18 protein-coding genes are annotated in these 21,439 nt (G+C 71.4%); 13 read left to right on the top strand and 5 right to left on the bottom strand.

What is annotated here, in order from left to right; translation table 11 throughout:
* Window position 1: 1 nt before the first annotated feature.
* Window positions 2–1,561 (bottom strand): metallophosphoesterase family protein, encoded by a 1,560-nt coding sequence (locus ABZ877_RS06430; protein ID WP_361065277.1) that lies wholly within the window; start codon window positions 1,559–1,561, stop codon window positions 2–4.
* A 142-nt stretch (window positions 1,562–1,703) separates the two neighbouring features.
* Here ABZ877_RS06430 and ABZ877_RS06425 point away from each other — a divergent pair, with 142 nt between their 5' ends.
* From ABZ877_RS06425 to ABZ877_RS06400, 6 genes are all read left to right on the top strand, one after another.
* On the top strand, window positions 1,704–2,744 hold the full coding sequence (locus tag ABZ877_RS06425) for a 3-isopropylmalate dehydrogenase (protein ID WP_361065274.1): 1,041 nt from the start codon (window positions 1,704–1,706) through the stop codon (window positions 2,742–2,744).
* Window positions 2,745–3,003: 259 nt separating this feature from the next.
* Window positions 3,004–4,092 carry a branched-chain amino acid aminotransferase gene (locus tag ABZ877_RS06420; protein WP_361065271.1) on the top strand — a complete coding sequence of 363 codons (1,089 nt, stop codon included), beginning with the start codon at window positions 3,004–3,006 and terminating at the stop codon, window positions 4,090–4,092.
* Window positions 4,093–4,228: 136 nt separating this feature from the next.
* Entirely contained in the window at window positions 4,229–4,924 is a 696-nt protein-coding gene (gene ureA / locus ABZ877_RS06415) for an urease subunit gamma (RefSeq protein ID WP_361065268.1), read from the top strand.
* Complete coding sequence (locus ABZ877_RS06410; protein WP_361065265.1) at window positions 4,921–6,633, top strand: urease subunit alpha; 1,713 nt, start codon at window positions 4,921–4,923, stop codon at window positions 6,631–6,633. Before ureA ends, ABZ877_RS06410 begins: the two co-directional genes overlap by 4 nt.
* 9 nt (window positions 6,634–6,642) lie before the next feature.
* Entirely contained in the window at window positions 6,643–7,668 is a 1,026-nt protein-coding gene (locus tag ABZ877_RS06405) for an agmatine deiminase family protein (protein WP_361065262.1), read from the top strand.
* 61 nt (window positions 7,669–7,729) lie between these two features.
* A complete protein-coding gene (locus ABZ877_RS06400) occupies window positions 7,730–8,275 on the top strand; it encodes a TetR/AcrR family transcriptional regulator (protein ID WP_361065549.1) in 546 nt (181 codons plus the stop codon).
* Between the two features lie 8 nt (window positions 8,276–8,283).
* On the opposite strand, the gene ABZ877_RS06395 is transcribed toward ABZ877_RS06400, so the two are convergent.
* Genes ABZ877_RS06395 through ABZ877_RS06385 form a run of 3 tightly spaced genes read right to left on the bottom strand, consistent with a single transcriptional unit; the run spans window position 8,284 to window position 10,618 of the window.
* Window positions 8,284–9,147 (bottom strand): biotin-dependent carboxyltransferase family protein, encoded by an 864-nt coding sequence (locus ABZ877_RS06395; RefSeq protein ID WP_361065259.1) that lies wholly within the window; start codon window positions 9,145–9,147, stop codon window positions 8,284–8,286.
* Window positions 9,144–9,866 (bottom strand): allophanate hydrolase subunit 1, encoded by a 723-nt coding sequence (locus ABZ877_RS06390; RefSeq protein WP_361065256.1) that lies wholly within the window; start codon window positions 9,864–9,866, stop codon window positions 9,144–9,146. Before ABZ877_RS06390 ends, ABZ877_RS06395 begins: the two co-directional genes overlap by 4 nt.
* Window positions 9,863–10,618 carry a 5-oxoprolinase subunit PxpA gene (locus ABZ877_RS06385; RefSeq protein ID WP_361065547.1) on the bottom strand — a complete coding sequence of 252 codons (756 nt, stop codon included), beginning with the start codon at window positions 10,616–10,618 and terminating at the stop codon, window positions 9,863–9,865. The genes ABZ877_RS06390 and ABZ877_RS06385 overlap by 4 nt, the downstream gene beginning before the upstream one ends.
* Before the next feature lie 213 nt (window positions 10,619–10,831).
* Here ABZ877_RS06385 and ABZ877_RS06380 point away from each other — a divergent pair, with 213 nt between their 5' ends.
* From ABZ877_RS06380 to cimA, 6 genes are all read left to right on the top strand, one after another.
* Entirely contained in the window at window positions 10,832–11,575 is a 744-nt protein-coding gene (locus ABZ877_RS06380; RefSeq protein WP_361065253.1) for a DUF969 domain-containing protein, read from the top strand.
* Complete coding sequence (locus ABZ877_RS06375; RefSeq protein ID WP_361065250.1) at window positions 11,572–12,537, top strand: DUF979 domain-containing protein; 966 nt, start codon at window positions 11,572–11,574, stop codon at window positions 12,535–12,537. The genes ABZ877_RS06380 and ABZ877_RS06375 overlap by 4 nt, the downstream gene beginning before the upstream one ends.
* A gap of 13 nt (window positions 12,538–12,550) precedes the next feature.
* On the top strand, window positions 12,551–13,195 hold the full coding sequence (gene pcp, locus ABZ877_RS06370) for a pyroglutamyl-peptidase I (protein WP_361065247.1): 645 nt from the start codon (window positions 12,551–12,553) through the stop codon (window positions 13,193–13,195).
* 237 nt (window positions 13,196–13,432) lie between these two features.
* Window positions 13,433–14,407, top strand: a complete 975-nt coding sequence (locus tag ABZ877_RS06365) for a DUF2891 domain-containing protein (protein ID WP_361065244.1) — start codon at window positions 13,433–13,435, stop codon at window positions 14,405–14,407.
* Window positions 14,408–14,488: 81 nt separating this feature from the next.
* Entirely contained in the window at window positions 14,489–15,802 is a 1,314-nt protein-coding gene (locus tag ABZ877_RS06360; RefSeq protein ID WP_361065241.1) for an MFS transporter, read from the top strand.
* A gap of 317 nt (window positions 15,803–16,119) precedes the next feature.
* Entirely contained in the window at window positions 16,120–17,715 is a 1,596-nt protein-coding gene (gene cimA, locus ABZ877_RS06355) for a citramalate synthase (protein ID WP_361065238.1), read from the top strand.
* Between the two features lie 82 nt (window positions 17,716–17,797).
* Here the strand turns inward: cimA and ABZ877_RS06350 are convergent, their stop codons facing one another.
* Window positions 17,798–19,681 carry a ricin-type beta-trefoil lectin domain protein gene (locus ABZ877_RS06350; RefSeq protein ID WP_361065235.1) on the bottom strand — a complete coding sequence of 628 codons (1,884 nt, stop codon included), beginning with the start codon at window positions 19,679–19,681 and terminating at the stop codon, window positions 17,798–17,800.
* A gap of 176 nt (window positions 19,682–19,857) precedes the next feature.
* On the opposite strand from ABZ877_RS06350, the gene ABZ877_RS06345 reads away from it, so the two are divergent.
* Entirely contained in the window at window positions 19,858–21,216 is a 1,359-nt protein-coding gene (locus tag ABZ877_RS06345; protein WP_361065232.1) for a hypothetical protein, read from the top strand.
* Window positions 21,217–21,439 lie beyond the last annotated feature (223 nt).

The raw sequence follows: 21,439 nt of genomic DNA, 5'->3' as shown, positions 1-21,439 counted from the left end.
CTCAGGACCCCCGCCGCACCTCGAAGTGGTCGACGCGCCGCCCGTCCTGGGCGAGCGCCGACACCTTCAGGCGCGGCCGCGCACCGCTCGCACCGCTCTCGGCCTCCACCGTGAGCAGGGAGAAGCCGCGGTAGCGCACCCGTGACCAGGCGACGGTCTCGGCCGCCGCCCGCCGCCCCTTCCGCCACACGAGGCTGTCGACGGGCTCGTGGGGCCGCTCGCGCCCCTCGTAGCTCTCGGCGCTGCCCGGCTGGAAGCCGTAGAGATCGCGTCCGCCGCCGCCCGCGGTGACGTACACGATCCCGTCGCGCGTCGGGTCCGTCGCGCCGCCGACCGGCACCTCGCGGCCGACCGTGCCGTCCTTCACGGCGTCGGTCCGCTCGTAGACGTGGTTGTGCCCGTTGATCACCAGGTCCACTTGGTGGCGGGCGAACAGCGGCAGCCACGCCGTCCGCACCCCGCCGTCCGAACCGTGCGTGGACGTGGAGTAGGCGCAGTGGTGGAAGAAGACGACCACGAAGTCCACGCCGCGCTCGGCGCGCAGCGCGCCGAGCGTCCGGTCCAGCCACGCCGTCTGCCGGCCGTCGCTGTGGCCGAGGTTGGCGGGGATCTCGTACGAGACGTCGTTCGCGTCCAGGGCCACCACGCCGACGTTGCCGTAGCGGAAGGAGTACGCGCCCGGCGTCGTCCGCGGCGCGAACCCGTTGTCCGGCAGCGCCCAGCGCGCGAGCTGGCCGCCGTAGCCGTCGGGGGAGTACCAGGCCTCCATGTCGTGGTTGCCGGTGGTCACCATCCATGGGACGGTGCGCGCGACCTGCTCGTTCTGCTTGAGGAAGAAGTCCCAGGCGCCGGGGTCGTAGCCGTCCGTCGTCTTCCCGTGCCCCGTGCCGTCCGCGTAGCAGAGATCGCCCGCGTGCAGATGGAAGGCGGGGTCCTGGCGCAGCACCAGACGGTCGCTCGCCGCCGCCGCGCTGCCGACGCCCTGGTCGCCGAAGGCGGTGAAGGTGAAGGAGGCCGGGTTCGCCGCGGGCGCCGTGCGGAACGCCGAGACGGTCGCGCGGTGTTCGGGGGCCGCCGGGTCGAAGCCGTCGTGGCCGACGCCGTAGTAGTACGTCGTGCCGGGGCGCAGGCCGTCCAGGGCGGCGTGCGCGTAGAACTGGTCGAGCGCGAGGCGCACGCCGTCGACGCCGGGCGTGTGCAGCGCGCGGACCTCGGCGTCGATCTTGCGGCCCAGGTCACCGGGGGCGGTGCCGACACGGACGTACGGTCCGCGGACCGCGAGCGGTGTCTGCCAGGAGATCCGCATCCGGGTGCGCGGGTCGGACCCGAAGGCGAGGTGGCGTCCGAAGGGCGGGACGGCGGAGCCGGTGGTGCCGCTCACCGAGGCGGCCGGGCGCGTGGCGGATCCGGTCGAGCAGCCGGTGAGCGCGCCGCTCGCCACCGCGCCCGCCGTCACGAGGACGCGCCGCCGCGTCATGCGCGCGCGCAGGTACGCGTACTGCTCGGCCATGCTCATCCGGCGGGCGAGCGGTGCCGGTATGCCGAAGTCGGGAAGGTCCATGACGGCGTGGTGCCCGCCGCGCACCAACGTCCACCGTACGTACGGGTGAACGCGAACCGACGGCTTGTCACCTCTTGGGGAGCGCTGTCCGGATTCTGGACACCACGTGTCATCCCATGGGACAGCGAGTACGGTGCGGAACATGTCTCGCAGCATCAGTCTCGCAGTGATCCCCGGTGACGGTATCGGCCAGGAGGTCGTGGCCCAGGGTCTCAAGGTCCTCTCCGCCGTCCTCCCGCAGGACGTGAAGCTGGAGACCGAGGAGTTCGACTTCGGCGCCAAGCGCTACCACGCGACCGGTGAGACGCTCACCGACGCCGACCTCGACGCCCTCAAGCAGCACGACGCCATCCTGCTCGGCGCCATCGGCGACCCGAGCGTGCCCTCCGGCGTCCTGGAGCGCGGCTTCCTGCTCAAGCTCCGCTTCGCCTTCGACCACCACGTGAACCTGCGCCCGAGCCGGCTCCTGCCGGGCGTCGCGACACCGCTCGCCGGCCAGCCGGAGATCGACTTCATCGTCATCCGCGAGGGCACCGAGGGCCCCTACACGGGCAACGGCGGCACCATCCGCCAGGGCACCGAGCACGAGGTCGCCACCGAGGTCTCCGTCAACACCGCCTACGGGGTCGAGCGCGTCGTCCGCGACGCCTTCGCCCGCGCCCAGGCCCGCCCCCGCAAGAAGCTGACGCTGGTCCACAAGAACAACGTGCTGACCTTCGCGGGCCACCTCTGGACCAACATCTTCAACAAGGTGGCCAAGGAGTTCCCCGAGGTCACCACCGACTACCTGCACGTCGACGCCGCGACGATCTTCCTCGTCACCGACCCGGCCCGGTTCGACGTGATCGTCACCGACAACCTCTTCGGCGACATCATCACCGACCTCGCCGCGGCCGTCTCCGGCGGCATCGGCGTCGCGGCCTCCGGGAACATCAACCCGAGCCGCGAGTTCCCCTCGATGTTCGAGCCGGTGCACGGCTCGGCCCCGGACATCGCGGGCCAGGGCAAGGCCGACCCCACGGCCACCGTCCTGTCCGTCGCGCTGCTCCTGCGCCACCTCGGCTACGAGCCCGAGGCCGAGCGCATCGAGACGGCCGTCTCCGCCGACCTCGGCGAGCGCGGCACGACGCCCCGCACCACGGAAGAGATCGGCGACGCCCTCGCCGCCCGAGTAGCCGGCTGACCCGGCGCTCACCTTCGCAGCAAACAGAAGCCGCCGGGTCGCACAAAGCGCCCGGCGGCTTCTGCATGAGCGGCTCCGGGTGCCACTATCCCCTTGGGCCGCACCACACCTCACCCTCTGGGCCCGTTCCGAGCACTCCACCCCAGGAGCGATAATCGAACGTGGGGCCGCGATGTACGGAAAAAGCTCGGACGTCCTAGTACAGGGAGTGCAGGCGTGAACGCGGTCCGTCACAACCAACGGTGAAGGACACGCAACCATGACGACGCCCACGATCGAGCTCAAGCCCACCGCCACGCCGCTGTCCGCCGCGGAGCGCGAGGCGATCCTGGCCAACCCGGGATTCGGCCGCCACTTCACCGATCACATGGTGACGGTCCGCTGGACCGAGGGCCGCGGCTGGCACGACGGCCAGTTGGTGCCCTACGGCCCGCTCTCCCTGGACCCGGCCACGAACGTCCTGCACTACGCGCAGGAGATCTTCGAGGGGCTGAAGGCGTACCGCCAGCCCGACGGCGCGGTCGCCACGTTCCGCCCCGACATGAACGCCAAGCGCTTCCAGCACTCGGCCTGGCGCCTCGGCATGCCCGAGCTGCCCGTCGAGACGTTCATCGAGGCGTGCGACGCGCTCGTGAAGCAGGACCGCGACTGGGTGCCCGCGCACGGCGGCGAGGAATCCCTCTACCTGCGCCCCTTCATGATCGCCACCGAGGTCGGCCTCGGCGTGAAGCCCGCGAACGAATACCTCTTCATCGTCATCGCCTCCCCGGCCGGCGCCTACTTCCCCGGCGGCGTGAAGCCCGTCTCCATCTGGCTCTCCGAGGACCGCGTCCGCGCCGTCCCCGGCGGCGTCGGCGACGCCAAGACCGGCGGCAACTACGCGGCCTCCCTGCTCGCCCAGGCCGAGGCCGCCGCCAAGGGCTGCGACCAGGTCGCCTACCTCGACGCCATCGAGCACAAGTGGGTCGAGGAGCTGGGCGGCATGAACCTGTACTTCGTCTACGGGGACCGCATCGTCACGCCGTCCCTCACCGGGTCGCTGCTCGCGGGCGTCACCCGTGACTCGCTCCTCGCCGTCGCCGAGGACCTCGGCTACAAGTCCGAGGAGGGCCGCGTCTCCGTCGAGCAGTGGCAGGCCGACTCCGCCTCCGGTGAGCTGACCGAGGTCTTCGCCTGCGGCACGGCCGCCGTCATCACGCCCGTCGGCACGGTCAAGCGGGCGGGCGCCGAGTGGCAGCAGTCCGGCGGCGAGGCGGGCGAGGTCACGATGAAGCTGCGCGAAGCGCTCCTGGACATCCAGCGCGGCAAGACCGACGACAAGCACGGCTGGATGCACAAGCTGGGCTGACATCTTCTCCGAGCGCCCGCCTGCACGCAGGCGGGCGCTCCGTCATGTCGCGGTAGCCACCGTGCGGGCGGCAGGTTTAGAGTGGCGTTCAAATTGATTAGAACGGCGTTCAAAACCTGATGAGGAGGTGTGCGGCGTGCGACTCACCCCCACCGAGCGCGACCGGCTGCTGCTGTTCGGCGCGGCCGAACTGGCCAGGGCCCGCAAGGCGCGCGGGCTGCGGCTCAACGTGCCCGAGGCGACGGCCCTGATAGCGGACACCGTCTGTGAGGCGGCCCGCGACGGGCGGCGGCTCGCGGAGGCCGTCGAGGCGGCGCGCTCCGTCCTCGGCCCCGACGACGTGCTGCCCGGCGTCGCGGACGTGGTCACCGAGGTGCACGTGGAGGCGGTCTTCGACGACGGCTCGCGCCTCGCCGTGGTCAGCGACCCGATCGGCGGCGGCCTCGGTGACGAAGCTCCCGGCGCCCTGCTTCCCGCTCCCGAACACGCCGACCCAGCCCCGCACGTGACGCTGACGGTCACCAACACCGCGACCGTCCCCGTCTCCGTCACCTCCCACTTCCACTTCTTCGAGGCCAACCCGCGCCTCGACTTCCCGCGCGCCGAGGCGTACGGGATGCGGCTCGCCGTGCCCGCCGGTTCGTCCGTGCGGTTCGGGCCGGGGGAGAGCCACGACGTGGGGCTCGTACCGATCGGCGGCGCCCGGGTCGCGATCGGTTTCGCCGGGCTCGTCGACGGCCCGCTCGATGCGCCCGGCGCCCGCGAGGAGGCGCTGCGACGCGCCGCCGCCTGCGGATATCTCGGAGTCGACAGCAAGGAGGCAGACCGATGAGCCGCCCCGGAGGCCACCCCGCCGAGGCCCGACGCCTCACCCCGCACGAGTACGCGAGCACCCACGGCCCCCGCGCCGGAGACCGGCTCCGCCTCGGCGACTCCGGGCTCACGATCCAGGTGGAGTCCGACTCCCAGGCGTACGGGGACGAGTTCCTCGCCGGGTTCGGCAAGACCGCCCGCGACGGGCTGCACCTGAAGGCGGCGGCGGTCCGCGAGACCTGCGACATCGTCATCAGCAACGTCGTCGTCATCGACGCCGCGCTCGGCATCCGCAAGGTGTCCATCGGCATCCGCGAGGGCCGCATCCACGCGATCGGCCGCGCCGGGAACCCCGACACCCTCGACGGCGTGGACGTCGTGGTCGGCACGGGCACGACCATCGTCTCCGGCGAAGGGCTGATCGCCACCGCCGGAGCCGTCGACACCCACGTCCATCTGCTGTCCCCGCGCATCATGGAGGCGTCGCTCGCCTCCGGGGTCACCACGATCATCGGGCAGGAGTTCGGCCCGGTCTGGGGCGTCGGCGTCAACTCGCCCTGGGCGCTGAAGCACGCCTTCTCCGCCTTCGACGCCTGGCCCGTCAATATCGGCTTCCTGGGCCGGGGCTCCTCCTCGCACGAAGCACCGCTGGTGGAGGCGCTCGCCGAGGGCGGGGCCTGCGGGTTCAAGGTGCACGAGGACATGGGCGCGCACACCCGCGCCCTGGACACGGCGCTGCGCGTGGCGGAGGAGCACGACGTCCAGGTCGCGCTGCACAGCGACGGCCTGAACGAGTGCCTGTCGGTCGAGGACACGTTGAGGGTGCTCGAAGGCCGGACCATCCACGCCTTCCACATCGAGGGGTGCGGCGGCGGTCACGTACCGAACGTGCTGAAGATGGCCGGTGTCCCGAACGTCATCGGCTCCTCCACCAACCCCACCCTGCCCTTCGGCCGCGACGCCGTCGCCGAGCACTACGGGATGATCGTCTCCGTCCACGACCTCAAGACCGACCTGCCCGGCGACGCGGCCATGGCCCGCGACCGCATCCGCGCCGGGACGATGGGCGCCGAGGACGTCCTGCACGACCTGGGCGCCATCGGCATCACCTCCTCCGACGCGCAGGGCATGGGCCGCGCGGGCGAGACCGTCCGCCGTACGTTCGCGATGGCCGGGAAGATGAAGGCCGAGCTGGGCGACCCGGGCGTCGGCCACGACAACGCACGCGTCCTGCGCTACATCGCCAAGCTCACCCTCAACCCCGCCATCGCCCACGGCCTCTCCCACGAGATCGGCTCGATCGAGGTCGGCAAGATGGCGGACATCGTGCTGTGGCACCCCGAGTACTTCGGCGCGAAGCCGCAGCTCGTCCTCAAGTCGGGCTTTCCCGCTTACGGGGTCGTGGGCGACCCGAACGCGGCCACCGACACCTGCGAGCCGCTCGTGCTCGGCCCCCAGTTCGGCGCGTTCGGGGCGACGGCCGCCGAGCTGTCCGTCGCCTTCGTCGCCCAGGCCGCCGTCGACCAGGGCCATGACGGGATGCCGACGCGCAGGCGCCGCGTCGGCGTACGCGGCACGCGGGGGATCGGCCCGGCGGACCTGCGGTTCAACACCCGTACGGGCGCGGTCGACGTGGACCAGCGCACCGGCCTGGTCACCCTCGACGGCGAACCGCTGCGCTCCGAGCCGGCCGAGTCCGTCTCCCTCAACCGTCTCTACTTCCTCTGAGGACCCGCCATGACCTATGTGATGCCGCCCGAATGGGTCCCGCACGCGCGCACCTGGATGGCCTGGCCCGGCCCCAACCCCACCTTCACGGACGAGCGGGAACTGGCCGGGGCGCGCACCGCCTGGGCCGCCGTCGCCCACGCCGTACGCCGCCACGAACCGCTGACGATGATCGTCGGCACGGGGCAGCTCGACTCGGCCCGCACGCTCCTCTCCGCCGACATCGACCTGGTCGAGCGCGACCTGGACGACGCCTGGATGCGCGACATCGGCCCGACCTTCGTCAAGGACCGGGCGAGCGGCGAACTGGCCGCCGTGGACTGGGTGTTCAACGGCTGGGGCGCCCAGGACTGGGCCCGCTGGGAGCACGACTCCAAGATCGCCCGCCACATCGCCGACCTCACCGGCGTGCCCGTCCACTCCTCACCGCTCGTCAACGAGGGCGGCGGCATCCACGTGGACGGCGAGGGCACGGTCCTGCTGACCGAGACCGTCCAGCTCGACCCCGACCGCAACCAGGGGTGGACCAAGGAGCAGGTCGAGGCCGAGGTCCACGCCCGGATCGGCACGACGAAGGCGATCTGGCTGCCGCGCGGACTCACCGCCGACTACGGCGAGTACGGCACGCGCGGGCACGTCGACATCGTCGCCGCGTTCGCCGCGCCGGGCACCGTCCTCGTGCACTCCCAGCGCGACCCGGCCCACCCCGACTTCGAGGTCAGCCGCGAGATCATCGGCACCCTCACCGGACGCACCGACGCGCAGGGGCGCCCCCTGGAGATCGTGGAGGTCCCGGCCCCGACGGTCCTCGCGGACGACAACGGCTGGGTCGATCACTCCTACATCAACCACTACCTCTGCAACGACGGCGTCGTCCTGTGCGCCTTCGACGACCCGCGCGACGAGGAGGCCGCAGCGCTCTTCCGCCGCCTCTTCCCGACCCGTACGGTCACGCTGGTCGACGCCCGCACGATCTTCGCGGCGGGCGGCGGCATCCACTGCATCACCCAGCAGCAGCCCGTGGCAGGCTGGTGACGTGACCCGCCGCAACCGCCACACCCCGGCCCCGCCCCTGGACACCGTGCTCGCCACGACCATGCGGATGATCGCCGAGAGCGGTCTGGAACGGCTCACGATGGCGGCGCTCGGCCGCGAGGTCGGCATGAGCAGCGGGCACCTCGCCTACCACTTCGGCTCCAAGGACGAACTCCTGCTGCGGACCCTGGAGTGGAGCGAGGGCCGGCTCGGCGAGGAGCGGAAGCGGATCCTCGAAGGCCCCGGCAGCGCGCGGGAACGGCTCGACGCGTACGTGGACCTGTACGTGCCCAGTGGCCCCCGCGACCCGCACTGGACGCTCTGGCTGGAGGTGTGGAACCGCTCGCAGAACGCGGCGGTCGGCGCGTCGGCCCGCCCCCGCCAGTCCGCCATCGAACGCGCCTGGCACGACGACCTCGTGGCACTGCTCATCGAGGGCGTCGCGCGCGGCGAACTCCGCGCCGTCGACCCCGACCGGTGCGCGGCGCGGCTGCGGGCGCTGCTCGACGGGTTCTCCATCCATGTGGCGATCGGCCTTCCGGGGGCGGAGCGGGCCCAAGCCCTCGCCCACGTACGGGAGTTCGTGGAGGAGGGGCTGGCCGCTTAGCCGTCCCTTCAGCAGGGCGCGAAGCGGACCGGCGTGCCCGGCACCGCCTGCGCCGCTGCCGCCAGGGCCTCCTCCGCGACCACGGCGATCACCGGGTAGCCGCCGGTCGTCGGGTGGTCGTGCAGGAAGACCACCGGGCGGCCGTCCGGCGGCACCTGCACCGCGCCGAGCACCATGCCCTCGCTGGGCAGCTCACCCTCCGTCGCGCGTTCGAGGGCCGGGCCCTCGGTGCGCAGGCCGATGCGGTTGCTGTGCACCGAGACCGTGTAGGTGGCGGTCAGGAAGGTGCGCAGGGCCGCCTCCGTGAACCAGTCCGCGCGGGGGCCGAACCGGGCCGGGAGGACCAGTTCGGCGGGGGGCGCGGGCCAGGGCGGGGCGACGGGGAGCGCGGGCGGTGCGGTGCGGGTGGCTCGGCCTACGGGGATGAGGTCGCCCTGCGCCAGGGGGGCCGGGCCCAGCCCCGAGAGGAGGTCGGTGGAGCGGCTGCCGAGTACGGGGTCTGCCGCGATGCCGCCCGCGATCGCCACGTAGGAGCGGATGCCGGCCGTTGCGGGGCCGGCGTCGAGAGTGGCTCCGGCCGGGACGTGGATCGGGGTGCCCCAGGGGGCGGGTCTTCCATTGACGGTGACCGGGCAGGGGGCGCCGCCGATCACTGCCGTGATGTCTGTGTCCGGGCGTACGGCGCAGCCCGTGAGGGTCGTCTCCAGGACGGGGGTGCCCTGTGGGTTGCCGACCAGTCTGTTGGCCAGGTTCATCGAAGGGGCGTCCAGGGCGCCTGACCTCGGTACGCCCAGGTGGGCGTGGCCCGGTCGTCCCGCGTCCTGGATCGTGGTCAGGGCGCCGGGGCGCGTCACCGTCAGTTTTGTTGTCATCGTTCGCTCGGGTTCGGCTGGTCGCCGTGGCGCTGATCGTTGGACGCCGACTGATCGTTGTTCGTGGCTGGTCGCGCAGTTCCCCGCGCCCCTGGGGCGCTGAACCTGACCCGGGTTCCAGGGGTCAGGAGGGCCGCCTGTTCTCGCTCGGTGTTCCACAAGCGGGACGGGTCCTTCATCGTGCCGATGATTTGCCAGCCGCCCGGGGTCGCCCTCGGGTACACCGCCGAGTACGGGCCCGCCAGGGCAACCGCTCCCGCCGGGACCCTTGTGCGCGGGGTCGCGCGGCGCGGGACGTGGAGGGGTTCGGGGAGGCCCGTCAGGTAGCCGAAGCCGGGGGCGAAGCCGCAGAACGCCACGCGGTAGGTGTACGAGGCGTGCCGGGCGCCCACCTCGTCCTCGGGGACGCCCCACAGCGCGGCGACCTCCGCGAGGTCCGGGCCGTCGTACTCGACCGGGATCGTCACCACGTCGCCGTCGGCCGGGGGAGCGGCGGGGACGGACCATTCGGTGAGGCGGCGGGTGAGCGCGGCCGGGTCGGGGACGCCGTCGAGCAGGACCGTGCGCGCGCCGGGGACGATCTCGGCGACCGGCGGCAGCGTGCCGTCCGCCCTGCGGCGCAGCAGCTCCGCGTGGAAGGCGCCGGTGCGCTCGGCGTCGGGGAGTTCGACGAGGAGCGCGTGGCGCCCCGCCGGACGGACCACCAGGTCCGCGCTCATGTGAACGCACCCACCGTGACACCGGCCTCTTCGAGGGCGGCGCGCACCCGTGCGGCGATCCGGGCGGCGCCCGGGGTGTCGCCGTGCACGCACAGCGAGCGGGCGGCGACCGCGACGCGCGTACCGTCGACCGCCTCGACCGAGCCGTCCACGGCGAAACCGACGGACCGGCGCACCACGGCGTCGGCGTCCTCGACCACGGCGCCCGGTTCGCGGCGCGACACGAGGGTGCCTTCGGGGGTGTAGGCGCGGTCGGCGAAGGCTTCCCGTACGGGGGTGAGGCCCGCTTCCTCGGCGGCGGTGAGGAGTTTCGAGCCGGGCAGGCCCAGGACCGGCAGATCGCCGCCCGCGAGCCGGACCCCGGCGACCACGGCGTGGGCTTGCGCGTCGTCGTGGACCGTGCGGTTGTAGAGCGCGCCGTGCGGTTTGACGTACGTCACCTCGGCCCCGGCCGCCTGTGCGAACACCCGCAACGCCCCGATCTGGTACGCCACTTCGGCGGCCAGCTCGTCCGGCGGTACGTCCATGGCGCGGCGGCCGAACCCGGCGAGGTCCCGGTAGGAGACCTGCGCGCCGATCCGCACTCCGCGCTCGGCGGCCAGGTCGCAGACCCGGCGCATGACGGCGGGGTCGCCCGCGTGGAAGCCGCAGGCGACGTTGGCGCTGGTCACCACGGTGAGGAGGGCCTCGTCGTCGGTGAGCGTCCAGCGGCCGAAGCCTTCGCCGAGGTCGGCGTTGAGGTCGATCTGCATCACCCGCTCAACGTAAGCGATCGTTCAACAATCCGACAAGAGGTGGATTTGATGGCTGATGCGCCACAACCTCAACTTGCCTCTTGTTCGATCGTTCAACGATCACCTAGGGTCCGTGCATCCCCCATGGAAGGAGAGGTCCGTGAAGAGGACCCTCCGCTCCCATGCCGCCCTGTGCTCTCCCGTGCCCTCGTCGGCAAAGAAGGCAGCCGCATGATCGTGCTACTCGGCGTGCTCGTGGTGATCCTCGGATTCGTCACGCGCCGCAATCCCGTCCTGGTGGTCGGCGTCGCCGGCATCGCCACCGGACTGCTCGGCAAGATGAACCCGCAGGAGATCCTCGCGGCCTTCGGCCACGCGTTCGCCGACAGCCGCTCCGTCACGGTCTTCGCCATCGTGCTCCCGGTGATCGGACTCCTCGAGCGCTACGGGCTCCGCGAGCAGGCCCGCACCCTGATCGGAAAGCTCGGCAAGCTCAGCGCCGGCCGCTTCCTCACCGTCTACCTCCTGGTCCGCCAGGTCACGGCCGCTTTCGGCCTGAACAACCTCGGCGGCCCCGCGCAGACCGTGCGCCCGCTCGTAGCCCCGATGGCGGAGGCCGCCGCCGAACGCACCGCCGGGGCGGCCCTCCCCGACAAGCTGCGTGAGAAGGTCCGCTCCTACTCCTCCTCCGCCGACACCGTCGGTCTCTTCTTCGGCGAGGACTGCTTCATCGCGATCGGCTCCATCCTGCTGATCACCGGTTTCGTCAACTCCACGTACCACCAGGAGCTGGAGCCCACCCAACTCGCCCTGTGGGCCATCCCGCTGGCCGTCTGCGCCTTCGTCATCCACGGTGCGCGGCTGCTCCTGCTCGACAAGCAGCTGGAGCGCGAGATGGCGCTGGCCGCCGCCGAGAACGATCTGCCGCTGCCGCCCAAGACGCCCGGTCAGAGCCGTGAGGAGTCCGCCAAGTGATCAAGGTCGAATGGCTCTACTGGCTCATCGGTCTCGTCTTCGTCGTCATGGCCCTCCAGATGGCGCGGGACGCGAGCAACCCCAAGCGGTGGACGTCCGCCGCGTTCTGGGGGCTCCTCGGACTGACCTTCCCCTACGGCACCGGGGTCGTCGACGGCGGCGCGAGCTGGAGCCTGCCCGCGGAACCGCTCGGCGTCGCCGTCCTCGCGCTGATCGTCCTCGCCGGATTCAACTTCATCGGCAAGGGCGAGCCGGTCACGACGACACAGGAGCAGCGCGAGGCGTCGGCGGCCCGGCTCGGCAACAAGCTGTTCATCCCCGCCGTCACCATCCCCATCGTCGCCATCGTCTGCGCGTCCTTCCTGGACGAGTCGGGCCTGTTCGAGACCGGAAAGGCGACGCTGATCGGGCTCGGCCTCGGCTGCATCGTGGCGTTGATCGTCGGCATGCTGGTGACGGGCGAGCGCAAGGTCTCCGTCCCCATCCACTCCGGCCGCTCCATGCTGGAGGCGATGGGCTCCGCGCTGCTCCTGCCCCAGCTCCTGTCGGTGCTCGGCTCGATCTTCGCGGTCGCGGGTGTCGGCACGCAGGTAGGCAAGATCGTCAACGACGTCCTGCCCGACAACTCCAAGTACTTCGCGGTGATCGCCTACTGCGTCGGCATGTTCCTGTTCACCGTGATCATGGGCAACGCGTTCGCCGCGTTCCCCGTCATGACCGCGGCCATCGGCTGGCCCGTCCTCATCCAGCAGATGCACGGCAACGAGGCCGCCGTCCTCGCCATCGGCATGCTCGCCGGGTTCTCCGGCACGCTCTGCACGCCGATGGCCGCCAACTTCAACATCGTCCCCGCGTCGTTGCTCGAACTGAAGGATCAGTACGGGCCGATCAAGGCGCAGCTCCCGACGGGCCTCGCGCTCCTCGTCTGCAACATCGTGATCATGGCCGTTTTCGCGGTCTAGGAAGGACGCAGCTATGACCCGGGTCTTGCTCACGGGGTTCGAACCGTTCGGCGGGGAGGAAGTGAACCCGTCCTGGCAGGCGGCGGAGCTTGTCGCCGCCGCGCCACCGGAGGGGCTGGAGGTGAGGGCGGTGCAGCTCCCCTGCGTCTTCGGGGAGTCGCTGAAGGAGCTGCGGTCCGCCGTGGAGCGGGTCCGGCCCGAACTGGTCGTCGCCCTCGGCCAGGCGGGAGGCCGTCCCGGCGTCACCGTCGAACGCGTCGCCATCAACGTCGACGACGCGCGCATCCCCGACAACGCGGGCGCCCAGCCGATCGACGAGCCGGTGATCCCCGGCGCCCCGGCGGCCTACTTCTCCACGCTGCCGGTGAAGGCGTGCGTGGCGGCGATGCGGGAGGCCGGGGTGCCGGCCGCGCTCTCCAACACGGCGGGCACGTTCGTCTGCAACCACGTGGCGTTCGGCCTCGCGCATCTGCTGGCGACCGAGTTCCCGGACGTCCGGGGCGGCTTCGTCCACGTCCCCTGGGCCCCGGCCCAGGTCCCGGACGGCACGGCACCGTCGCTCCCGCCCGGGGTGGTGGCCACAGGGATCACGGCGCTGCTTCGGGCTGCCGCCTCGACCCGAGCGGACCTGAGAGCAACAGAGGGCACGACCCACTGAGCGCCTGCCCCTTTCGCGCCGTTCTTGGCTGAAGCTCGCGTCGTGGTTGCTCGCGCAGTTCCCCGCGCCCCTGAGATGCGCACTGCGTGCGCGATCTCATCGAGGGAGGCGCGGCGAAGCCGCATGCCTCCAGGGGCGCGGGGAACTGCGCGACCAGCCACAACGCAACCCGCACCCGGCAACGCAACCCCACCCCGCAGACGCCACCCCGCACCCTCAACCCCGAGAGGCCCCCCCATGCTCACCCCGGAGGACACCGCTGAGCTGGCAGCAGCCAACGTCACCCGCGAGTTCCCCAACTTCCCCGCCCACCTGATCTCCAGCCACACAGAGAACACCCGCCCCCGAACCCTCCACCCCGCGTTCTACGGCGCCTACGACTGGCACTCCTCCGTGCACATGCACTGGCTGCTCGTGCGGACCCTCCCGGATCTCCCCGCCGCGACCCGGGCGACGTACACCGAGATCCTGGACCGCCACCTCACCACCCCGAACCTGACCACGGAGGCCGCCTACCTCCTGGACAGGCCCGGTTTCGAGCGCCCGTACGGCTGGGCCTGGCTGACCGCGCTGGCGGCGGAGTGCCGGGACACGCCGTACGCAGAAGCCTTCGCCCCGGCGGTCGACGCGGTGGAACGCCTGCTGACCGCCTGGCTGCCGAAGGCCACGTACCCGGTCCGCCACGGCGTCCACAGCAACAGCGCGTTCGCGCTCGGCCTGATCCTGGACACGGGCGCGGCGGCGGGGCTGACGACCGCGACGCTCGACGACGTCAGGAACCGCCTGCGCACCTGGTTCGCCGACGACCATGACGCCCCCGCCCACTGGGAGCCCTCGGGCCAGGACTTCCTGTCGCCCGCGCTGAGCGAGGCGGACGCGATGCGCAGGGTCCTGGGCGCGGCGGAGTTCGAGGTGTGGCTGGACCGCTTCCTGCCCGCGCTGCGCACCGGCGCCCCCTGCCCCGTACTGGAGGTACCGGTCGTCTCGGACCACGCGGACCCGCAGATCGGCCACCTGCTCGGGCTGACCCTGTCCCGGGCGGCGGCGTTGCGCCACATCGCGGCCGCGCTGCCGGAGGACAGCCCCGTACGACCGCGGCTCACCGAAGCGGCGGACGCGCACCTCGCCGCGGGTCTCCCGGCGGTGGACAGCGGCGACTTCACGACGGACCACTGGCTGGCGACGTTCGCGGAGCTGGCGCGCATCGCGTGAACGCAATGAACGCAAGTACGCGCGATCGTTGCCTGTGACACCCTTGTCACGTCCAGCGACGACCCCTCATCGTGGCCCCTCATGGGACGAGAGCAATGGAAGAAGGTCCTGGTCGGCTCGGCCGGGAACATGGTCGAGTGGTTCGACTGGTTCGTCTACGCGAGCTTCGCGACGTACTTCGCGGGCTCGTTCTTCCCCGACGGCAACCCCACCGCCCAGCTCATGAACACGGCCGGGATCTTCGCGGTCGGCTTCTTCATGCGTCCGGTCGGCGGCTGGCTGCTCGGCCGGGTCGGTGACCGCAAGGGCCGCAAGGCGGCGCTGACCCTGACCGTGACGCTGATGTCGGCGTCGGCCGTGCTGATCGCGGTCGCGCCGACGTACGCGGTCGCCGGGTACGGCGGCGCCGTCGTCCTCCTGGTCGCCCGGCTCCTCCAGGGCCTGTCGGTCGGCGGCGAGTACGCGGCCAGCGCCACCTATCTCACCGAGGCGTCCGACCCGAAGCGGCGCGGCTTCGCCTCCAGTTTCCAGTACGTGTCGATGACGGCGGGCCAGATCGTCGGCCTCGGGCTGCTGATCATCCTCCAGCGCACCCTGTCCGACGACGCCCTGCACGGCTGGGGCTGGCGCATCCCGTTCATCGTGGGCGCGCTCGGCGCGGCGATCATCTTCTATCTGCGCCGCAACATGCTGGAGACGGAGGTCTACGAGGAGTCGGCCGACGCGGAGGCGGGCGTCGGCGGCGACGGCAAGGGCACGATGAAGGCCCTGTGGGCGCACAAGCGCGAGGCGTTCCTCGTCGTCGCGCTGACCATGGGCGGCACGGTGGCGTACTACACGTACACCACCTACCTCACCAAGTACCTGTCGAACTCGGCCGGGCTCAGCAAGCAGACGGCGACCCTGGTCTCGTTCTGCGCGCTGATCGTCTTCGCCTGTCTCCAGCCGCTCGCGGGCGCGCTCTCGGACCGGATCGGGCGCCGCCCGCTGCTGATCACGTTCGCCGTCGGCTCGACGTTCCTGACGGTGCCGATCATGACGCTGCTGCGGCACGCGGGCTCGTTCTGGCCGGCGCTCGGTCTGGCGCTGCTCGCGCTGGTCGTCGTCACCGGCTACACGTCGATCAACGCGTGCGTGAAGGCCGAACTCTTCCCGACCGGCATCCGCGCCCTCGGCGTCGCGCTCCCGTACGCCGTCGCCAACGCCCTGTTCGGCGGCACCGCGGAGTACGTCGCCCTGTGGTTCAAGGACGCCGGCGCCGAATCCGGCTTCTACTGGTACGTGGCCGGCTGCGCGGCCGTGTCGCTGATCGTCTACCTCACCATGCGCGAGACCCGCGACATCGACCTCAACCGGGTGAAGCCGGCGGACACGGCCATGGAGCCCGTGGCGTAGGCGCCGCCCCGCGAGCGGGGCCGCCCGCATCGTGAGACCACGGTCCGGACCTTGTCCGGGCTGTGGCAGACTGCGGGCGTGCTCTCGTTCGCCATGATTATTGGCAGCAGGCGCGCCGGTCCGCAGTGACCGTCTCGTACGACCACGTACGGGCGGACACCGTCGTCCTCGACCCGCGCGCAGACCTCTCGCACCCGCGAGAGGTTTTTCTCGTTTCTGGCCCACCCCTGCCAGGCGGAGAGCGCGCGGGATCATAGTCGGACGGTGGAACCGGTCATTCCGGTAGACCGAGATCCCAAATCAGGAGCCAGATCAGCATGAACGAACTCGACGATTCCTTCCACGTCTTCGACACGACGCTGCGCGACGGCGCGCAGCGCGAGGGCATCAACCTCACCGTCGCGGACAAGCTGACCATCGCACGGCACCTGGACGACTTCGGCGTGGGCTTCATCGAGGGCGGCTGGCCCGGCGCCAACCCCCGTGACACGGAGTTCTTCGCCCGCGCGCAGAAAGAGATCGACTTCCAGAACGCCCAGCTCGTGGCGTTCGGCGCGACCCGCCGCGCGGGCGCCAAGGCGTCGGAGGACCCGCAGGTCAAGGCCCTCCTCGACGCCGGCGCCCCGGTGATCTGCCTGGTCGCGAAGTCGCACGACCGGCACGTCGAACTGGCACTGCGCACCACCCTCGACGAGAACCTGGAGATGGTCCGCGACACCGTCTCGTACCTGGTCGCGCAGGGCCGCCGCGTCTTCGTCGACTGCGAGCACTTCTTCGACGGCTACCGCGCCAACCCGGCCTACGCGAAGTCCGTCGTACGCACCGCCCACGAGGCGGGCGCCTCCGTCGTCGTCCTCTGCGACACCAACGGCGGCATGCTCCCCGCCCAGGTGCAGGCGATCGTGCACACCGTCCTCGACGACACCGGCGCCCGGCTCGGCATCCACGCCCAGGACGACACGGGCTGCGCCGTCGCCAACACCCTCGCCGCCGTCGACGCGGGCGCCACCCACGTGCAGTGCACCGCCAACGGCTACGGCGAGCGCGTCGGCAACTCCAACCTCTTCCCGGTCGTCGCCGCCCTGGAGCTCAAGTACGGCAAGAAGGTCCTTCCCGAGGGCGCGCTCAGCGAGATGACCCGCATCTCGCACGCGATCGCCGAGGTCGTGAACCTGACCCCGTCCACGCACCAGCCCTATGTCGGTGTCTCCGCCTTCGCCCACAAGGCGGGCCTGCACGCCTCCGCCATCAAGGTCGACCCGGACCTCTACCAGCACATCGACCCCGAACTCGTCGGCAACCGCATCCGCATGCTCGTCTCCGACATGGCGGGCCGCGCCTCCATCGAGCTCAAGGGCAAGGAGCTGGGCGTCGACATCTCCGGCGACCGCGAGCTGGTCGGCCGTGTCGTCGAGCGCGTCAAGGACCGCGAGCTGAAGGGCTACACCTACGAGGCCGCCGACGCCTCCTTCGAACTCCTCCTGCGCGAGGAGGCCGAGGGCCGCGCCCGCCGCTACTTCCGCGTGGAGTCCTGGCGCGCCATCGTCGAGGACCGCCCCGACGGCACCCACGCCAACGAGGCGACCGTGAAGCTCTGGGCCAAGGGCGAGCGCATCGTCGCCACCGCCGAGGGCAACGGCCCGGTCAACGCCCTCGACCGGGCCCTGCGCGTCGGCCTCGAACGCATCTACCCCCAGCTCGCCAAGATGGAGCTGGTCGACTACAAGGTCCGCATCCTGGAGGGCAAGCACGGCACGTCCTCCACGACCCGCGTCCTGATCTCCACGACGGACGGCGCGGGGGAGTGGTCGACGGTGGGCGTCGCGGAGAACGTGATCGCGGCGTCGTGGGGAGCGCTGGAGGACGCGTACACGTACGGGCTTCTGAGGGCGGGCGTCGAGCCGGTCGAGTAGCCCGCATTGCCGGAGGGGCTTGAAATCAAGCCCCTCCGGCGCTTGAGGAGCGGGGTCCGGGGCAGAGCCCCGTGACGGCCACCTACGACAGGGCCCACTTCTGATTCGCCGCACCGGTGCACGACCAGACCTGCGTAGCAGTCCCGTCCGCGCTCGAATTCCCGGTCACATCAAGGCACTTGTCGGACGCGGAGTTCACCAGATCCCCGGACCCGGCCTCGTACCGCCACTGCTGCGCGCCGCTCCCGTTGCAGTCGTACAACTGCACCTTGGCCCCGTCGGCGGTGGACCCCCCGCTCACGTCGAGGCACTTGCCCAGCGCCCGCACGGTGCCGTCCGCCTTGACCGTCCAGGTCTGGTTCTGCGACCCGGAGACGCAGGACCAGATCTGCGCGACGGCCCCGTTGGCCGTGGACCCGTCCCGCACGTCGAGGCACTTGCCCCCGAGCCCGTGGAAGGCTCCCACCCGGTCGGCCCCGCCGGCCTGCGTCCCGCTCCAGGTGAAGGTCGCCGACGTCTTCCCCGGCAGGGAGTACGTGAGGTGCTGCCCGCCCCAGTTGAGGGTGACGTTCTGCGCGCTCGACGCGTCGTTGTAGGCGATGACCGCCTTCGAGCCGTCGGTGTTGCGCCAGGCGACGTTCGGCACGGCGCTGGAACCGGTCGAGGCGATCCTGGAAGCTCCCGGCCGGACGAACTTCGTCAGGTGCCCCATCGTGTAGTACTCGATGTTGTAGTCGACCTGCCCGCTGCGCGCGTCACCGTTGTGGACGGTGATGAGCCCGTCGCACGTACCGCAGCCGCCGTTGTGCGGCCCCCGGTTCTGGTCGACGGCGAGGGACCACTTGGTCACCGACTTCGCCCAGTTGCGGGTGTAGTCGATGATGTTCATCATGTCCTCGCGCTGCTGGTTGGCGATCCAGGTGCCGCCCGAGTGCTCGGTCTGGAAGGCGTCGAGCTGCGGGTACTTGTTGTGCACCTCGGTCTGCTTGGCGATGTCGCCGCCGTAGCCGTGCCAGGCGACGCCGCCGAAGTTCGGGTGGGCGCGCACGGCGGCGTCGTCCACGGTCGGGGCGGCGTAGGCGTCGTAGGTGTCCCAGTTCCAGTCGTGCGCGAGCACCTTGGTCCTGAGCCCCGCGCCCGCGAGCTTGGGCAGCAGCTCGCTCTTGGTGAAGTAGGCGAGCCCTGAGCCGTTCCAGCTCATGGAGGGGTAGCCCGAACAGCAGGTCGGCTCGTTCTGCGCGGTGACGTAGTCGATGGGGACGCCGGCGGCCTGGTACCCCTGGATGTACTTCACGAAGTAGTTGGCGTAGGTGCCGTAGTTCTCGGCCTTGAGCCAGCCTCCGTTGAGCTGCCCGCTGTCCTTCATCCAGGCGGGCGCGGTCCACGGCGACGCCATGACGGTGGCGGCGGGGTTGAGCTGCTTGGCCTGCTTGGTGAGGGGGAGGACGTCGGCCTGGTCGTGCGCGAGGGAGAACTTGGCGAGCGAGGGGTCGGTCTGCCCGGCCGGCACGTCGTCATACGTATAACCGAAGCGGGCGAGGTCCGAGCCGCCCATGGGGTTGCGGATGAAGGAGAGCCCGATGCCCTCGGTGGGGGAGAACAGCTTCCTCATCGTGGCGTCGCGGGTGGCCGACGACAGGGCGCCGCTGCTGTTCATGAGCCAGGCGGCGGTGTCCGTGAAGGAGGCGCCGCCGCCGGTGAACGTCTGGTAGCGGGTGTTCTCGTCGACGGTGATGTTGGTGCCGCTGCCGCCCGTGCCCGCCTGGAAGGCGACCGGGGCCTGCTGCTGCAGCCCGCGGGTGACGTGGCGGCCGCCGCTGTCGTCGGTGGTGGTGAGGTAGGCGGTGACCTGTTCACCGGCCGCGTGGGCCGGGCCGGCCGCGGCTCCGAGTCCGACGCCGGTGAGCCCGGCGGTGGTGAGTGCCCCGGCCAGCAACAGCCGGAGCAGGGGTGTGGGGGTGCGCACGAAATGCCTCCTGTGTCCCAGAAGTCCAAGAGCAGGACGGCCGAAGCGGTCCAACGGTGCACTCTCATGGCTTTATTCAAGTCGTGAGTAAAAGGGCCTTCCATGCTCACGTCAAGACTTCACGTCGCGAACACCCCGACCCGCCATTCACACCCCGCCTGGGTTAGCGTCGGGGTATGAGGCCCATCCTCGCGGCCGTCGCCGCCCCCCTGCTCGCCCTGGCGGCGACGTTCGCCGCCGTGCCCAACGCCTCCGCCGCCTCGGACGTCGCCACGGTGGCCGACGCCCTGGAGAAGAGCCCCGTCTACGTCGACCCGGCGGTCTCCGACGAGCTGACCCGGGCGGACGTCGACGCGCTCGAACGAAAGATCAAGAACGCGGACAAGCCGGTGATGGTGGCCGTGCTCCCCGCCGACTTCCCGAAGCGGGCCCTGTTCACCGACCTCCGTACGAAGACGGGCGTCGTCGGCGTCTACGGGGTGCGGCTCGGGGACGCCTTCGAGGCGCGCGCCGACCACCAGGTCATGTCGAACGCGGCCGTTCAGAACCTGACGACGAGCGTGCGCGGCGAACCGCTGCGCGAGCAGCTCGACGACTTCGTCTCCACGGCGGTCCGCACGGCCCGGGGTTCCGCGCCCTCATCCTGGAGCGGGGTGGACGACGGGAGCGACGGCGTCTCGGCCGGACCGCTGATCGGCGTCGGCGCGGTCGTCGTGCTCGGCGGCGCGGGCGTGTACGCCCTGTCCCGCCGCAACCGGCGCCGCAAGGAGCAGGAACAGCGCGAGGCCCTCGAAAAGCTGCGGGTCGTCGTCGACGAGGACATCACCGCGTTCGGCGAGGAACTGGACCGGCTCGACTTCCACCCGGCGGAGGCGGGCGCCGACGACGCGATGCGCGCCGACTACGAACGGGCGCTCGACGCGTACGAGAAGGCCAAGCAGTACATGGCCGCCGCCCAGCGCCCCGAGGACGTGCGCGCGGTGACCCAGGCCCTGGAGGACGGCCGCTTCTCCCTCGCCCTCCTCGCCGCCCGCCGCGAGGGCCGCCCGCTGCCCGAACGCCGCGCCCCCTGCTTCTTCGACCCCCGCCACGGCCCCTCCGTCGAGGACGCCGAATGGACCCCGCCCGGCGGCGCGCCCCGCCAGGTCCCCGTCTGCGCCGCCGACGCCACCCGCCTGCGCGACGGGGCCGAGCCCATGATCCGCACGGTCGACGCGGGCGCGGGCGAACGCCGCCCCTACTACGACGCCGGGCCCATGTACGGCCCCTGGGCAGGCGGCTACTTCGGCGGCGGCATGCTCCCCGGCCTCCTCGTCGGCACGATGCTCGGCTCGATGATGTCGGGCCCGGCCTACGCGGCCGACTACGGCTCCGGGTACGGCGACTTCGGCGGCGACACCTTCGGCGGCGGCGACTACTCCGGCGCCGACTTCGACACGTCGGACTTCGGTGACTTCGGCGGCGGGGGCGACTTCGGCGGAGGCGGCGACTTCGGAGGCGGGGGCGGCGACTTCGGGGGCGGCGGCAACTTCTGACCGGCCGTTTCGACCGCCTCTGGACGGCGGCCCGCCCGTGCGGGGCCGATTGTGCACCAGACGGCCCACAATTGTCAGAAGAATGACGAACCACCACCGATAGTCATATGCCCCCGGTAACGTGGCGCTCTCTGCCGTCGAGCGGATGGGGTGGTGGGAATCCGCGCCAGTGGGTTCCGAGTCGATGGTCTCCTTGCCGGAGCAGAACAATCTTCGTGGCGTA

The organism is Streptomyces sp. NPDC046939, assembly GCF_040644575.1.
Taxonomy (GTDB): Bacteria; Actinomycetota; Actinomycetes; order Streptomycetales; family Streptomycetaceae; genus Streptomyces.
Note: the sequence above shows the minus strand (reverse complement) of the source record. Positions and strands in the feature narration are given on the sequence as shown.

Coding starts and splice junctions, on each gene's coding strand:
- pcp (WP_361065247.1), top strand. CDS start 12,551: ATGACCCGGGTCTTGCTCACGGGGTTCGAACCGTTCGGCGGGGAGGAA.
- ABZ877_RS06345 (WP_361065232.1), top strand. CDS start 19,858: ATGAGGCCCATCCTCGCGGCCGTCGCCGCCCCCCTGCTCGCCCTGGCG.
- ABZ877_RS06380 (WP_361065253.1), top strand. CDS start 10,832: ATGATCGTGCTACTCGGCGTGCTCGTGGTGATCCTCGGATTCGTCACG.
- ABZ877_RS06420 (WP_361065271.1), top strand. CDS start 3,004: ATGACGACGCCCACGATCGAGCTCAAGCCCACCGCCACGCCGCTGTCC.
- ABZ877_RS06425 (WP_361065274.1), top strand. CDS start 1,704: ATGTCTCGCAGCATCAGTCTCGCAGTGATCCCCGGTGACGGTATCGGC.
- ABZ877_RS06395 (WP_361065259.1), bottom strand. CDS start 9,147: ATGACAACAAAACTGACGGTGACGCGCCCCGGCGCCCTGACCACGATC.
- ABZ877_RS06385 (WP_361065547.1), bottom strand. CDS start 10,618: ATGCAGATCGACCTCAACGCCGACCTCGGCGAAGGCTTCGGCCGCTGG.
- cimA (WP_361065238.1), top strand. CDS start 16,120: ATGAACGAACTCGACGATTCCTTCCACGTCTTCGACACGACGCTGCGC.
- ABZ877_RS06405 (WP_361065262.1), top strand. CDS start 6,643: ATGACCTATGTGATGCCGCCCGAATGGGTCCCGCACGCGCGCACCTGG.
- ABZ877_RS06390 (WP_361065256.1), bottom strand. CDS start 9,866: ATGAGCGCGGACCTGGTGGTCCGTCCGGCGGGGCGCCACGCGCTCCTC.
- ABZ877_RS06430 (WP_361065277.1), bottom strand. CDS start 1,561: ATGGACCTTCCCGACTTCGGCATACCGGCACCGCTCGCCCGCCGGATG.
- ABZ877_RS06400 (WP_361065549.1), top strand. CDS start 7,730: ATGCGGATGATCGCCGAGAGCGGTCTGGAACGGCTCACGATGGCGGCG.
- ABZ877_RS06365 (WP_361065244.1), top strand. CDS start 13,433: ATGCTCACCCCGGAGGACACCGCTGAGCTGGCAGCAGCCAACGTCACC.
- ABZ877_RS06410 (WP_361065265.1), top strand. CDS start 4,921: ATGAGCCGCCCCGGAGGCCACCCCGCCGAGGCCCGACGCCTCACCCCG.
- ABZ877_RS06360 (WP_361065241.1), top strand. CDS start 14,489: ATGGGACGAGAGCAATGGAAGAAGGTCCTGGTCGGCTCGGCCGGGAAC.